The organism is Desertibacillus haloalkaliphilus (assembly GCF_019039105.1).
GTDB classification, from domain to species: Bacteria; Bacillota; Bacilli; order Bacillales; family KJ1-10-99; genus Desertibacillus; species Desertibacillus haloalkaliphilus.
The window spans coordinates 170,869-184,108 of the sequence record NZ_JAHPIV010000006.1 but is presented as its reverse complement, the minus strand read 5'-3'; the positions used below and the strand labels follow the sequence as shown (position 1 = coordinate 184,108).

General features: G+C 41.4%; 16 protein-coding genes. 10 read left to right on the top strand and 6 right to left on the bottom strand.

Going from position 1 to position 13,240, the window contains the following annotated elements; translation table 11 throughout:
- Positions 1–30: 30 nt before the first annotated feature.
- Complete coding sequence (gene crcB, locus KH400_RS08630) at positions 31–420, bottom strand: fluoride efflux transporter CrcB (RefSeq protein ID WP_217223969.1); 390 nt, start codon at positions 418–420, stop codon at positions 31–33.
- Entirely contained in the window at positions 417–821 is a 405-nt protein-coding gene (locus tag KH400_RS08625) for a fluoride efflux transporter FluC (protein ID WP_217223968.1), read from the bottom strand. Before KH400_RS08625 ends, crcB begins: the two co-directional genes overlap by 4 nt.
- 231 nt (positions 822–1,052) lie before the next feature.
- Here KH400_RS08625 and KH400_RS08620 point away from each other — a divergent pair, with 231 nt between their 5' ends.
- The 8 genes from KH400_RS08620 (at position 1,053) to KH400_RS08585 (ending at position 7,707) form a co-directional block, all read left to right on the top strand.
- Entirely contained in the window at positions 1,053–2,246 is a 1,194-nt protein-coding gene (locus KH400_RS08620; RefSeq protein ID WP_217223967.1) for a chromate transporter, read from the top strand.
- Between the two features lie 142 nt (positions 2,247–2,388).
- Complete coding sequence (locus KH400_RS08615; RefSeq protein WP_217223966.1) at positions 2,389–2,736, top strand: ArsR/SmtB family transcription factor; 348 nt, start codon at positions 2,389–2,391, stop codon at positions 2,734–2,736.
- 82 nt (positions 2,737–2,818) lie between these two features.
- Positions 2,819–4,129, top strand: a complete 1,311-nt coding sequence (locus KH400_RS08610) for an arsenic transporter (protein WP_217223965.1) — start codon at positions 2,819–2,821, stop codon at positions 4,127–4,129.
- Positions 4,130–4,147: 18 nt separating this feature from the next.
- Positions 4,148–4,567 carry an arsenate reductase (thioredoxin) gene (gene arsC, locus KH400_RS08605; RefSeq protein WP_217223964.1) on the top strand — a complete coding sequence of 140 codons (420 nt, stop codon included), beginning with the start codon at positions 4,148–4,150 and terminating at the stop codon, positions 4,565–4,567.
- Between the two features lie 15 nt (positions 4,568–4,582).
- Complete coding sequence (arsD, locus tag KH400_RS08600) at positions 4,583–4,936, top strand: arsenite efflux transporter metallochaperone ArsD (protein WP_217223963.1); 354 nt, start codon at positions 4,583–4,585, stop codon at positions 4,934–4,936.
- A 21-nt stretch (positions 4,937–4,957) separates the two neighbouring features.
- Positions 4,958–6,727, top strand: coding sequence for an arsenical pump-driving ATPase (gene arsA / locus KH400_RS08595; RefSeq protein WP_217223962.1), 1,770 nt, complete (start codon positions 4,958–4,960; stop codon positions 6,725–6,727).
- A 250-nt stretch (positions 6,728–6,977) separates the two neighbouring features.
- Entirely contained in the window at positions 6,978–7,460 is a 483-nt protein-coding gene (locus tag KH400_RS08590) for a DUF2975 domain-containing protein (RefSeq protein WP_217223961.1), read from the top strand.
- 10 nt (positions 7,461–7,470) lie between these two features.
- Entirely contained in the window at positions 7,471–7,707 is a 237-nt protein-coding gene (locus KH400_RS08585; protein ID WP_217223960.1) for a helix-turn-helix domain-containing protein, read from the top strand.
- A 34-nt stretch (positions 7,708–7,741) separates the two neighbouring features.
- On the opposite strand, the gene KH400_RS08580 is transcribed toward KH400_RS08585, so the two are convergent.
- Entirely contained in the window at positions 7,742–8,686 is a 945-nt protein-coding gene (locus KH400_RS08580) for an arsenic resistance protein (protein WP_217223959.1), read from the bottom strand.
- Positions 8,687–8,875: 189 nt separating this feature from the next.
- Between KH400_RS08580 and KH400_RS08575 the strand changes: the two genes are divergently transcribed.
- Positions 8,876–9,061 (top strand): hypothetical protein, encoded by a 186-nt coding sequence (locus KH400_RS08575; protein ID WP_217223958.1) that lies wholly within the window; start codon positions 8,876–8,878, stop codon positions 9,059–9,061.
- 118 nt (positions 9,062–9,179) lie between these two features.
- Here KH400_RS08575 and KH400_RS27415 read toward each other — a convergent pair whose 3' ends face one another.
- On the bottom strand, positions 9,180–9,242 hold the full coding sequence (locus KH400_RS27415; RefSeq protein ID WP_369009377.1) for a hypothetical protein: 63 nt from the start codon (positions 9,240–9,242) through the stop codon (positions 9,180–9,182).
- Between the two features lie 2 nt (positions 9,243–9,244).
- Positions 9,245–10,144 carry a DMT family transporter gene (locus KH400_RS08565; RefSeq protein ID WP_217223957.1) on the bottom strand — a complete coding sequence of 300 codons (900 nt, stop codon included), beginning with the start codon at positions 10,142–10,144 and terminating at the stop codon, positions 9,245–9,247.
- 925 nt (positions 10,145–11,069) lie between these two features.
- Between KH400_RS08565 and KH400_RS08560 the strand changes: the two genes are divergently transcribed.
- Positions 11,070–11,618 (top strand): CBO0543 family protein, encoded by a 549-nt coding sequence (locus tag KH400_RS08560; RefSeq protein ID WP_217223956.1) that lies wholly within the window; start codon positions 11,070–11,072, stop codon positions 11,616–11,618.
- Between the two features lie 117 nt (positions 11,619–11,735).
- On the opposite strand, the gene mgtE is transcribed toward KH400_RS08560, so the two are convergent.
- Entirely contained in the window at positions 11,736–13,097 is a 1,362-nt protein-coding gene (mgtE, locus tag KH400_RS08555) for a magnesium transporter (RefSeq protein ID WP_217223955.1), read from the bottom strand.
- Positions 13,098–13,240: the final 143 nt, after the last annotated feature.

Sequence of the window (13,240 nt, the reverse complement as noted above, 5' to 3'; positions counted from 1 at the left end):
CGCCTCAGAATGGAAAATACAAAGAGGAGATTATGAAACCATTAGTGCACTAATCATAAATGCGACAGCAAACACAAAAATCGAGCCGATGATTGAAATCATGCTGTAGAGCACAAAGCCCTTCGTTTTTTTGTCACGCAACAACTGCATCGCTTCTGTACTAAACGTTGAAAACGTTGTGAACGCACCGAAAAAGCCAATACCTAGAAATAGATAAAGAGAATCATCATAAGCGCCTAGTGGAATATCAGCAAAATAAAGTCCAAAAAATAAACCGAGACCAAGTGAGCCGATCAGATTGACGATAAGCATCGCAATCGGAATTGGTGGCTTTGGAAAAGTCTTCATGAATAAAAGTCCGAGCAAATAACGAGCAACTGCCCCAAGTGAACCGCCTAAAGCTAATAGTAGTATGTTCATGAGCGCGCCACCTTTCGTTCGTTATTTCGGGCGCCAGCTTTGTCACCTATTAAGTAACCAAGAATTGCAAAAGCTACCCCACCACCAAACGATACGAGAACATAAAGCAGGGACTGGAAGACGTTCATCTGATTATAAATCAGTAGTGTATCAGCGGCGAGTGTTGACATCGTCGTAAATCCTCCGCAAAGACCGACACCGAGCCCCGCTTTTAGCCAGTCTTTAGGAATATGGTGAATAAAAAATCCGGTAAGAAACCCGAGTAAAAGACTACCGACTAGGTTTTCAATCACCGTTCCGATCGGATAGCCGGCAGCTAATGTATAGATGTTTAAGCTGTAACGCGCAATCGTACCGACCGCTGCGCCAATAGCAATCGCGATGATTGTTTTTATTTCCAATAGTACCCCACCTTCAGCAGCATAAAAATTTTTGAAAAAAGGGATGGTAAAGAAAGGGAATCTTTCGTGCCCTCATTATACAAATGATTGCAAACCGATGCACTTGATTTTTGTAAAGATATTATTAAATTTGTATATAAGCAATTGTTTATATGCTTATCATTTGTTACGATTTTGACTGCAACAAGAAAAGGCATTTGTTGTGGATGAAAAAAGAAGGATGGGTGATGTATGAACGAACAAACAGAAAGTACGTGGAAACGGTTAGTCGAGATTTTTCTCATCTCAACGAGGCTCGGGTTTACGTCGTTTGGTGGGCCAGTGGCACATCTTGGCTACTTTCATCATGAATACATTCAGCGAAGAAAGTGGCTGGATGAAAAAAGTTATGCTGACTTAGTTGCATTATGTCAATTTTTACCCGGACCTGCAAGTAGTCAGGTTGGGATTGGGATTGGCGTTATGCGAGCTGGGGTTTTAGGTGGGATTGTATCCTTTTTAGGGTTCACATTACCATCGGTGATTGCACTTATTTTATTTGCCCTTTTGCTTCATTCGGTCGGTTTTACGGATGCTGGTTGGATTCACGGTTTAAAAATTGTGGCTGTTGTCGTCGTTGCTCATGCGATTATGGGAATGGCAAAAAATTTAACACCAGATGTACAGCGCAGGACAATCGCCGTCTGTGCACTTGTGATCACGTTACTGTGGCAAACCGCGTTTACGCAAGTCGGTGTCATTCTTTTAGCTGGATTTGTCGGCTTTCTATTATATCGTCAGCAAACGATTGACGACAAAGCGTCAAAGGCGCACTTCCCACTTAGTCGTCGCTTTGGGGCGATTTGCTTAACGCTATTTTTTGGCTTGTTAATTGTCTTACCGTTTATAAGGGAAGCGACTGCGTTAAATTGGGTGGCATTATTTGATAGTTTTTACCGGGCAGGTTCACTTGTATTTGGTGGTGGCCATGTCGTTTTACCATTGCTAGAGAGAGAATTTGTCCCAACAGGCTGGTTAAGTGAAGAAGAATTTCTTGCTGGTTACGGGGCTGCGCAAGCTGTTCCTGGACCGTTATTTACATTTGCTGCTTACATCGGGGCAGTGATTAATGGCTGGAAAGGGGGCTTACTTGCGACTGCGGCGATCTTTTTACCAGCGTTTTTACTGATTTTAGGGACGTTACCATTTTGGGATTCATTACGTCGAAACACAAAAGTAAAAGGGGCGCTCATGGGCGTGAATGCCGCGGTGGTTGGGATTCTCATTTCCGCACTTTATCACCCGATCTGGACGAGTTCGATTTTATCTGCGCTTGACTTTGCCTTTGCAGCCGTTTTATTTACGATGCTCGTCTTTTGGAAGTTGCCACCATGGGTGATCGTCCTCACTGGTGCTGTCGGTGGATTTTTACTTTCGTTCATATAAAGGTTGCCTCGTATGAAGGAACGTTGGTGGAGTGAGTATAGTTACTCCGCCTCTTTTGAAGCAGTGGGGGTTAAAACTTAACATTTGCGTATATAAGCATATACTTATATAATAAACGAGAATCGAATAAGGGGTGGTTGAAATGAAAGAGGCGGGCGTAACCGTTGAAACAGCTGCTAAGATATTAAAGCTTCTTGGTGATAAAACACGTTTAACGATGATAGCACTTGTGCTTGAAGATGAATGCTGTGTCTGTGAGTTTGTTGAGCTTTTTCAAATGAGTCAGCCAGCTGTTAGCCAACATTTACGTAAACTCCGTGACGTTGGCTTAGTCAATGAAGAGCGTCGCGGGCAATGGATTTTCTATAAAGCAAACAAAGATCACGAGGCTTATCCAATGGTCGAACAATTGATTAACCATCTACCAGACCAAAAACAAAAGTTAGAAGCACTAGCCGAACAAGGCTTACGAGTCAACTGCTGTGACTAACAACTAACCAACTAACCACTAGATACTAACCACTAACCACTAAAAACTAACCAACTAACCAAACGAAAGGAGTGGTGAACTTTTGAGTTCCGTTCTATTAGCGTCACTGATTTTCTTATTTACGCTTGTCCTTGTCATTTGGCAGCCGAAGGGGCTCTCGATTGGCTGGTCAGCGACGATCGGTGCGGCACTAGCATTAATTGCTGGCGTCGTTGATTTCGGTGATGTCCAAACCGTAACAGGGATTGTTTGGAATGCAACGTTAACGTTTGTTGCGGTGATTATTATTTCCTTAATCCTTGATGAAATTGGCTTTTTTGAATGGTCAGCCCTACATATGGCGCGATTTGCGAAGGGTAATGGCTTAAAAATGTTTTTCTATGTATCGGTTCTAGGGGCAGTTGTTGCTGCCTTATTTGCCAACGATGGTGCGGCGCTGATTTTAACACCGATTGTCCTCGCAATGGTCAGGGCACTTCAGTTTAAAGAAGCGATGATTTTGCCGTTTATTATGGCAAGTGGGTTTATCGCTGATACAACGTCTTTACCGCTAATTGTTAGTAACCTTGTGAACATTGTTTCGGCTGACTTCTTCGGGATTGGCTTTGTCGAGTATGCCACACGGATGATTGTGCCAAACTTTTTTGCGCTCGGGGCCAGTATGCTCGTCCTTTACTTGTATTTCCGTAAAGACATTCCGAAGCAGTATGACATGGGCCAGCTGAAAAAACCACATGAAGCAATTAAAGATCAGCGACTGTTCAAGCTCTCATGGTACATTTTAGCGTTCTTATTAATTGGATATTTTGTAAGTGAATTTATTCATCTACCCGTATCATTAGTCGCGATGCCGATCGCTCTCATCTTTTATGTGATTTTCCGGGTGATGAGTGCAGGTAACGAGGAGTTAAAAACAACTGGAATCATTAAAGATGCGCCGTGGGCGATCGTTGTTTTCTCGATTGGAATGTATGTCGTCGTCTATGGCTTACAAAACGTCGGCTTAACCGGATTGCTAGCGCAAGTGATTCAAGGAGCGGTCGATCAAGGTCTGTTTGTAGGGACGATCTCGATGGGATTCATTGCCGCGATCTTGTCATCGATCATGAATAACATGCCAACAGTGATGATCAATGCGTTAGCGATTGCCGATACAAACACGATTGGTGCAACACGTGAAGCGCTAATCTATGCCAACGTGATCGGATCCGATCTTGGGCCAAAGATTACGCCGATTGGTTCGCTTGCAACCTTATTATGGCTTCATGTTCTTGCAAAGAAAGGCGTCAAGATTTCTTGGGGATATTACTTTAAAGTAGGAATCATTCTAACTGTACCAACACTATTTATTACCTTAGTCGGCCTTTATTTATGGCTATTACTCATTTTATAAAATAAGGAGAGATACATCATGTCAAAACCAATCATTTACTTTCTATGCACAGGAAACTCATGCCGCAGTCAAATGGCAGAAGCATGGGGAAAGCACTATCTATCGGACAAATATGATGTCTACTCAGCTGGAATCGAAGCACATGGTGTCAATCCAAATGCGGTCAGAGCGATGAAAGAAGTTGATATTGATATCTCAGACCAAACATCCGATACGATTGATCCTGAGATTTTAAACAAAGCAGACCTTGTGGTGACATTATGCGGTCATGCCAATGATGTTTGCCCAGCAACACCTCCAAATAAAGAACGAGTACATTGGGGCTTCGATGATCCAGCGAAAGCGGAAGGAACAGAAGAGGAGAAATGGGCTTTCTTTCAACGTGTCCGCGATGAAATTGGTGAGCGTATTAAACAATTTTCAGAAACAGGAAAATAAGAGAGGGTGGCTAGCGTGGTGAAAATTGAAATCTTTGATCCAGCGATGTGTTGTCCAACAGGCGTGTGTGGACCGAGTGTTGATCCTGAATTGGCACGAGTGGCGACAGCTTTGTTTTTACTAGAAAAGAAAGGCTTTGATATTACTCGTTATAACTTAGGATCGGAACCAGATGCTTTTGTTGAAAATGAGACGGTTCAAGCGCTGTTGGAGGAAAAAGGGACAGAAGGCTTGCCAGCCGTGCTTGTCAATGGTGAAGTGAAGTATGCTGGCCAGTATCCAACAAATGAAGAGCTTGCGAGCTGGTGTAACATCGATGTGAGTGAATTGAGTAAAAAAGAAGAGTCGTCAAACATAAAGTTACTTTAACAATGAAAAGAGGAGATTCCGATGACGGAACGATTTCAACTTGAGACGATCCCGTTAACGCCATATTTCTTTTTTACTGGAAAAGGCGGGGTCGGCAAGACGTCAACCGCATGTGCCACAGCTGTTGCCCTCGCTGAACGCGGAAAAAGGGTGTTAATTGTCAGCACAGATCCAGCGTCTAACCTACAAGATGTGTTTGAAACGGAAATAGGCTCGAGAGTTACGCCGCTCCCTGAGGTTAAAGGATTATCCGCAATCAACATTAACCCAGAGGAAGCCGCGGCAGCATACCGTGAAAAGGTCGTTGGTCCATACCGAGACAAGCTCCCAGCACCGGTCGTTGCGCAAATGGAAGAGCAATTATCGGGAGCGTGCACGGTTGAGATTGCGGCGTTTGATGAATTTGCGACGCTATTAACAAGTCGTGAGAAGGCGGAGGAATTTGACCATATCATTTTTGATACGGCACCAACTGGGCATACGCTTCGATTATTACAACTGCCAACGGCGTGGTCGAACTTTTTAGATGAAAGTACGCATGGAGCTTCATGTCTTGGTCCTTTGTCAGGGCTAGCAGAGAAGAAAAAGTTATATGAAGCAACGGTAGAAGCCCTTGCCAATAAAGACAAGACAACCCTAGTGCTCGTCTCGCGGCCGAATGACTCAGCTTTGTATGAGGCGGGGCGTGCGTCAAACGAATTAATGACTGTCGGTCTTGAAAATCAACTGCTTCTGATCAATGGACAGGTGTCTGAGTTTGTTAGTGGGGACAAGGTATCTGAAGCGTTTTATAAACAGCAGCAGGAGGCGTTGGGTGAGCTTCCTACTAACTTGCAGCAACTTCCAAGTTATCAGCTTCCACTTGTGCCTTACCAGCTCACAGGCATTGAAGCGCTGCGAGCGTTATTTACGGATAAGGATCAAAAGCGTGAGGTCGTCATTAACGACCATGAGGAAGTCGATACGCGTGGGTTAGAGAAGCTTGTTGAAGAGCTCGAAGAAAAGCAGAGTGGTGTCTTGTTAACGATGGGAAAAGGCGGGGTCGGTAAGACGACCGTTGCTGCTGCGGTTGCAGTTGGGCTTGCGGAAAAAGGACATAATGTTCATTTGACGACAACGGACCCAGCCGAGCATTTATCGTTGCTGTTTGAGGACGACAAAATTGGTGAAACATTAACGGTTAGCCGGATTGATCCAGAAGCAGAGGTAAGCAATTACCGTGAGGAAGTGTTAGCCGAAGCAAGGAAGACCCTTGATGAGAGTGGGCTTGAATACCTTGAGGAAGATCTGCGCTCCCCATGTACAGAAGAAATCGCTGTTTTTCGGGCGTTTGCCAATGTTGTTGATCGTGCGGATGATGATTTTGTCATTATTGATACAGCGCCTACCGGACATACCCTTCTGCTGCTTGATTCAGCGCAGTCGTACCATAAGGAGATCGAGCGCTCGACGGGTGAGGTGCCTGAATCGGTACAAAAGCTGTTGCCGCGTTTGCGCGATCCGCAAGAAACGGATGTCGTCATTGTGACGCTTCCTGAAGCAACGCCTGTTCATGAAGCGCGACGATTACAGCTTGACCTTGAGCGCGCGAACATCACGCCGCGCTGGTGGGTAATTAATCAAAGCTTTGTTGTCACAGATACCCGTGATCCACTTTTAAACATGAGAGCAGCTGCAGAGCTCCCATGGATTAAGACGGTGACAAGCGAATTAGCTGAGCAGACGGTTGTCATTCCATGGCAGCCAGAAGCAACAACGAGCTATCGGCAGTTAAAAGCATTGTCATACTAATGAAATTGTAATAAGGTACACCGGCGAGAGCGCATATGATTTTTCAGAGGTCCCTTTCTTTAGTTAGGAGGGGACCTCTTTTTAGATTACTGTCATTTTGAGACTCTGTTGGAGTGAAAGTATATACCTTAAAAAGGGTGTTGTTTTTGGTCTATAACAATAATAATATCATAATAACAATAACTTTTTATCGTAAAACAATAAAAATATGTTATGATCATTGTTATAAAAACGAAGTGAGGTGCTTTTTATGAAACGAGGATCGACAGCTTTTTTAAAGATTGCTGTTATTCTTATTGGAATCCCAGTTCTTATTTTGTGCATATTTTTGGTGCCTAGGATCGCGAATTTTGCAGCAGAATTGTATCCCGATATGGCTTTTATAAAATATCTTGTGCTAATCAATTTGTATGCAACAGCAATACCTTTTTACTTTGCTCTGTATCAAGCGTTTAAACTTTTAAGCTATATTGATCAGAATAAAGCTTTTTCTTCCATTTCTGTAAAAGCTTTAAGGAAGATAAAATACTGTGCCATCACAATCAGTATCTTATATGTGTTAGGCATGCCACTCTTTTATCTCATCGCGGAGATTGATGATGCCCCAGGTATCATCATAATTGGCATGGTGTTAATTTTTGCATCAATGGTAATCGCAGTTTTTGCAGCCGTTCTCCAAAGACTTCTACAAGAAGCGATTCATATAAAATCAGAAAATGATTTAACGGTCTGAGGTGATTAACATGGCAATAATAATCAATATTGATGTGATGTTGGCGAAACGGAAAATGAGTGTGACGGAACTGTCAGAGAAGGTTGGAATCACGATGGCGAACCTTTCGATACTGAAAAATGGAAAGGCAAAAGCGATTCGATTGTCGACTTTAGAGGCGATTTGTAAAGCCCTCGATTGTCAACCTGGGGATATTTTAGAATATAGACCTGAGGAAGATGGTTCATACAGCGAAGATGAAAGTTAAAAAGGGCACGCATCGTTACTAGTGATGCGTGCTTTCAATTTTTTGAGATGAATAATAAAACCTGAGTGATGATCGCGAGAATCGGTAATTCCAATAGTGGACAGATCACGAGTGTTAAAGAGATTAATGGTTGGTCTGGGAATGCGGTCATTGCAATCGCTAGGGCAATAGGCGAATTTCTTGCTAAAGTCGTCAAGCTCAAACTCGTTCGAGCCGGGTTCGAGAATTTCATCAGCTGCCCTACCTTTTGACTAACGTAAAGGTTCACTATGAAAAATAAAAGGATCGGGATTGTGATCAACCAGATTAATTCTAAATGAGCAAGTAACAGTTGACCTTGTGAAGCGAACATCGCTACAATCGCGAGACTTAGGAAAAGAATCGGTAACATGCTAAGGTTGGAGATAAGGTTTTCCCTTACCTGAGGTTTGTGTCTTAATAACACATTTGTTAAAACGGCCAAGACTAAAGGGATAAAGAGTATAAGGAATATACTCTCGACGAGAAAAGCTAGTTCGATAACCCCTGTTGTGCCTCCGAAAATAAGTAGATAGATCGGTAGTAAAATGACCTGCAAGAGTAAGTTTAGAGGGAGGATGGCCGTTGATAAGGCAACATTTCCTTTTGCAATTCCGGTAAAAATTAAGTACCAATCCGTACATGGTGTGACCATGAGCATAATAAAGCCAATATATAATGCCGGGTGGTCACCTAGAAATACCATCGCAAGCAGCCAGGCGAATAGAGGTGTCCAGACAAAGTTGATGATTACTGCAGTATAGGTGAATTTGATGTTTTTAAAAGCTTTCTTGATCTCTGCGATAGGAATTTGTAAGAACGTCACATAGAGCATCGCTACTAATAAAGGAGTGATGGCGATTTCTGCATTCGTGCGTATTCCCTCTACTTGTCCTAGACTAATCCCGATGACAACCGCGAACAAGATAATAACAGTATATAGTTTTTCGAATATGTTCAATGGTACTCACACCTAACAAACTTTTGTACAGCTATTTTATCATAAGTGGTCACTAACTAGATTTGTCGATCGGCAAGAGGTTCTTGCTGTAATGAGCGAAGTAATTATAAAATTGTAGCGGGTATAACGATCAAAGTAGTTTTGTAGTATCGGTAATTAAGAGGGGGGAGAAAAAGGGTGTTCATAGGTTTGATGCAAAGCATAGGTATTTTTTATTATTGGACTTGGTTTATCTGGCCATTTGTGTTTGTTTTCTCATCAATATATGCGATTATCACGTTAGGAAAAGACGATACAGCATCGATCAAACCTGCGATCGTTGCATCGATATCATTATTAATCATTTTGGCTGGTATCACTGCTCCTAATTTTTAAGTTTCATATTAAGATTTTGTCAGTTGCAAGTCTATTTATTCCCTTTGGTCGGTGCATTATCAACACAGAACGAGACAATTTTTTAAGGTGTTTCTCTTTTGAATTCTATTGGGATTAGCTAGCTTAACATTCCATGAATTTGAATGTAATTGTACCAATGGACATAATTAAATAAGGCCAGTTCTAAGTGTTTGTGACTTTTGTATGTTTCTCCGTTTCGGACTGCTTCACACTAAGTACGGTGATCGTAACCAGGATGAGCACCATTCCAAGAAGTTGAATGATCGTCAAATGATCTCCGATAAGCAGAACGCCAAATAATGAAGCTGTTACCGGCTCTACCATAGCGACCATCGAAGCAGTTGTTGGGGCAGTCCATCGAATTCCAATCACATAAAGTATAAATGAAATTCCAGCGCCCACGATCCCTAATAGAAGAAACCATCCTATGTCACTTGACGTGATCACACTAGCTACTTCATCATTGTCCGTAAAAAGAAAAAGGATGAGACAAAATGAAAAAAAAGCGATAGTTAAGGTGGTCTGCGGCTTTCCGATAGAAGAGGCATTTTTAAACCCGAATATAAATAAAGCATAGGACAGTCCAGAAGCGAGCCCCGCTACCGTGCCTAGAAAGCTCACTGAAATCGATTCGGTGTTGTAGGCACCAGTAAGCAGGATAATCCCCATAAGTACAGCGGAAATGCACCCCCATTTAAACCAAGTCGAACGTTCTATTCGTAATAAAAAGGAGACTAAAAGGACAAAGAGAGGTGCGGTGTACATTAAAGTAGCGGCAATAGCAATACTTGAGGCTTGGATACTGAGAAAATAAAAAGTGAAATTTCCAGCAACACCAACCCCTGCCAATAGGGACCATATGTATAAACGAGGAGAGAAGATCCAATTTTGTCTAAAACAAAAGAGAAACCACGCGAAAAAACATATAAATCCAACAGCCCCTCGGTAAAGGGAAATTACACTAGGATCCCAGCCCTTGTTCATTAAAATAGCGGCAATTCCCCCACTAATACCCCAGCATATAGCGGCTAGCATAACTAAACCTACACCTGAAAATCTCATTGTGTGCCTCCTAGAGAAAAGTGTACTGGTGCGCGAATTTTTAATCACGCTATTAGGAATCTAGCGTGCCCTTTAATAACGTAAATTCAAGGACCAAACAACCCTCTTTATGTTCCTAATCAATAAAAAGGTATAAATGGTAATTCCGTATTTTGTTATGGAGCATAATTTAGAAACGTTGATGGGAAGGGTTACTATTAAAACACTCAGTATATTTATTTGTTTTATTGTTGGTCTTGGTTTAATGTCTTTAACCTTATTATGCGAGAACTGTAAACGAACAGCCCAGTGATTTAATTGCAATTATAAATGGAATTTTATTTTATATTGGATACATTATTTCAGTAATTATGGGTTTATGCTTAATCATTAAATTAATTAAAAATAAGTTCAATTAACTTCACTTTTCTTATTGCATTAACGGGTGTAAGAGCGGAACGAAAAAGGATTTTGCAAAGGATCGAGTATAAAAAATAGTATTCATTAAATACTAAAATGGGAGATACAGGGGGTTTTTATTGATACTTCCAATATTACAAAGGCATTCCAAATGATTAAGTAAAAAAAGAGGGTATGTGTATTTAATGAGGAACAAACGAAAAAACAGAAATAGACACCTTGTTTTGGTACTAAGCGTTATATTGTTAGGCATCTTCAATAATTCTTGGCGCGATATTCCTAAATATTACAAAAATATGATTTTTGTTAGTTCGGTTAATGTCATATATTATTTAATATGTAGAAGACATCTTATTTGGGAATTTGTCCCTACTAGCGGAGCACAGTGGTTAGTCCTTAGAATAGTACATATAACGATAGTAACTCCATTATTAGTGCTCTCTTTCCTAAGCAAGATGCCAAACACACTGCTTAGGCAATTAAATCATTTTATTCGTTGGGTTACAATAAGGAGTTTACGCTCATAATGAATGAAGACTTAATACGCATTCAGGAATTGTTTGAACAAATTCATAAAATAAACAACGAACAAATACAAATATGGATTGAATCTATTGTATTTACTTGGCAATGGTGGGTAGGAATTGGGTTGACGCTTACTCCTTGGATTGCTTGGCTCATACTTAGGAAGAAAGAAAGTTCATTGCGTTTGTTAACAGCTGGTTTTTTTATGATGATTATAGCATCGTGGTTAGATTCTCTTGGCATTCAATTGGGGCTTTGGATTTATAAGTACGAAGTAATTCCCTTTATCCCTGCCTTTATTCCTTGGGATTTATCTTTAATGCCTGTTGTTACCATGTTTTTTCTCCAAGTAAAGCCTAATATAAACCCATTCATAAAAGGGATCATTTTTGGATTCATAGCAGCCTTTGTAGCTGAGCCTTTCTTTATTTGGATTGAGATTTATGAACCTTTGAATTGGGAGCATATATATTCTTTTCCTGTCTATATCATTCTTTATATTATTTCTCACTATTTATGTAACGGAAAGTCATTTGCAGCTCTCCGATAAAGTATCTGAAGTATTACATTTAAAGTAAAATTGAAAATAAGGGCATGGAGTTCATTTCTCCATGCCCTTATTCAATGACATTCATAATGTAGTTTTCCCCGGCTAGGGTGTCTCCAGCTACAAATACTGCAAGAGTGATGTTGCGATTGAAAAGTAGATGAGTAAGCCTAAAATGTCATTAACGGTCGTAATGAATGGGCCGGATGCGATCGCTGGATCTAACTTTAACTTTGTAATAATAATCGGCACGATCGTTCCAACCGTTGTTGCAATGCTTAACGTTAAGAATAAGGAAACGCCAACGATCAGTGCGAGCATATAGCTCCCATATAAGAACGGGATAACAATCACTAACACGATCGCACAAAACAATCCAAGCATGACACCAGTGCCAAATTCACGTTTGATCGTATGCCAGAGACCTTTCTTTTCAAAAGACCCTGTTGCAAGTGAACGTACCATAACGGCAAGTGACTGTGTCCCTGTGTTTCCGGCAGAGTCCATAATTAATGGAATGAAGACAGCCAATAGCACGATCGCTTCAAGAGTCTCTTCAAATTGACCGATCACTTCGGCGGTAATAAGTCCAAAGAACATTAATAAAATAATCCATGGCGCACGTTTTCTCGCTGCCGTAAACGAGCTAACATTGACATCGGTTGCCCCTCTCGCCGCACTAATTTCACCGACATCTTCTGTCGTTTCTTCTTCGATAACATCGATGACATCATCGACGGTGATAATTCCGATTAACTCATTTGTGCTTGAGACAACAGGTGCTGCTAAGAAGTCGTAGTCACGAATAATGTTAGCCACTTCCTCTTGATCGGTGTTCGCTTCAACGGATACGACGCGCGTACTCATGACGTTTTCGACTTGCTCATCCGTTGGGGCGATGATAAGGTCACGCAATGAGACAACACCAACCAGTTTATCTTTTGCATCAACGACATAAAGGTAATAAATCGTCTCAGCGTCGGGCCCTTCCTGGCGTAAGTGTTCAATGACCTCCGCAGCTGTATCGGTTGCTCGGATCGAGATGAACTCTTTTGTCATAATCGCCCCGGCTGTTTCGGGCTCATAGGAGAGGAGCTCTTTGACATCATCAGCTTCTTCTTTATTCATCGCCGCTAAAATCGCCTTCGCATGTGGCTCATTTAGTTCGCTTAAAAAGTCAGCAATATCATCAGCGTGCATTTCGTTGAACATATCAGCCGCATAGATTTCATCAAGCTCAAACACAATCATTTGCTGCTCCTCGAGTTCAAGCCCTTGGAACACTTCCGCAAATTCATCAGCAGCTAAATAGTGATAGACAAGTGCACGCGTTTCTTTTTCTAATGATTGAAAAAGCTCGACTTGATCAGTTGGATGTAACTCTAAAAAGGTGTCGCGAAAGTCCTCGATGTTTTCTGTAGTTAATGTGTTTACGATTCTTTCAAAATAGGATTTACGATCTTCTTCATTTAAACGCTTCATAAAACGTCCCTCCTTTACAAATTTTCATTGTTGTATCGTATTCAAACAAATGGTGAATGGGAATTAACGTTATCGCTGTTCCACTGACTTCTTTTAAGGGACTTAATAAAACAAAAAAACCCATCCTCATACGAATGAAGATG

Bases quoted from the DNA above. Each gene is read 5' to 3' on its own strand.
- mgtE (WP_217223955.1), bottom strand. From the start codon at position 13,097: ATGAAGCGTTTAAATGAAGAAGATCGTAAATCCTATTTTGAAAGAATC.
- crcB (WP_217223969.1), bottom strand. From the start codon at position 420: ATGAACATACTACTATTAGCTTTAGGCGGTTCACTTGGGGCAGTTGCT.
- KH400_RS08590 (WP_217223961.1), top strand. From the start codon at position 6,978: ATGAAACGAGGATCGACAGCTTTTTTAAAGATTGCTGTTATTCTTATT.
- arsC (WP_217223964.1), top strand. From the start codon at position 4,148: ATGTCAAAACCAATCATTTACTTTCTATGCACAGGAAACTCATGCCGC.
- KH400_RS08560 (WP_217223956.1), top strand. From the start codon at position 11,070: ATGAATGAAGACTTAATACGCATTCAGGAATTGTTTGAACAAATTCAT.
- KH400_RS08585 (WP_217223960.1), top strand. From the start codon at position 7,471: ATGGCAATAATAATCAATATTGATGTGATGTTGGCGAAACGGAAAATG.
- arsA (WP_217223962.1), top strand. From the start codon at position 4,958: ATGACGGAACGATTTCAACTTGAGACGATCCCGTTAACGCCATATTTC.
- KH400_RS08620 (WP_217223967.1), top strand. From the start codon at position 1,053: ATGAACGAACAAACAGAAAGTACGTGGAAACGGTTAGTCGAGATTTTT.
- KH400_RS08565 (WP_217223957.1), bottom strand. From the start codon at position 10,144: ATGAGATTTTCAGGTGTAGGTTTAGTTATGCTAGCCGCTATATGCTGG.
- KH400_RS08615 (WP_217223966.1), top strand. From the start codon at position 2,389: ATGAAAGAGGCGGGCGTAACCGTTGAAACAGCTGCTAAGATATTAAAG.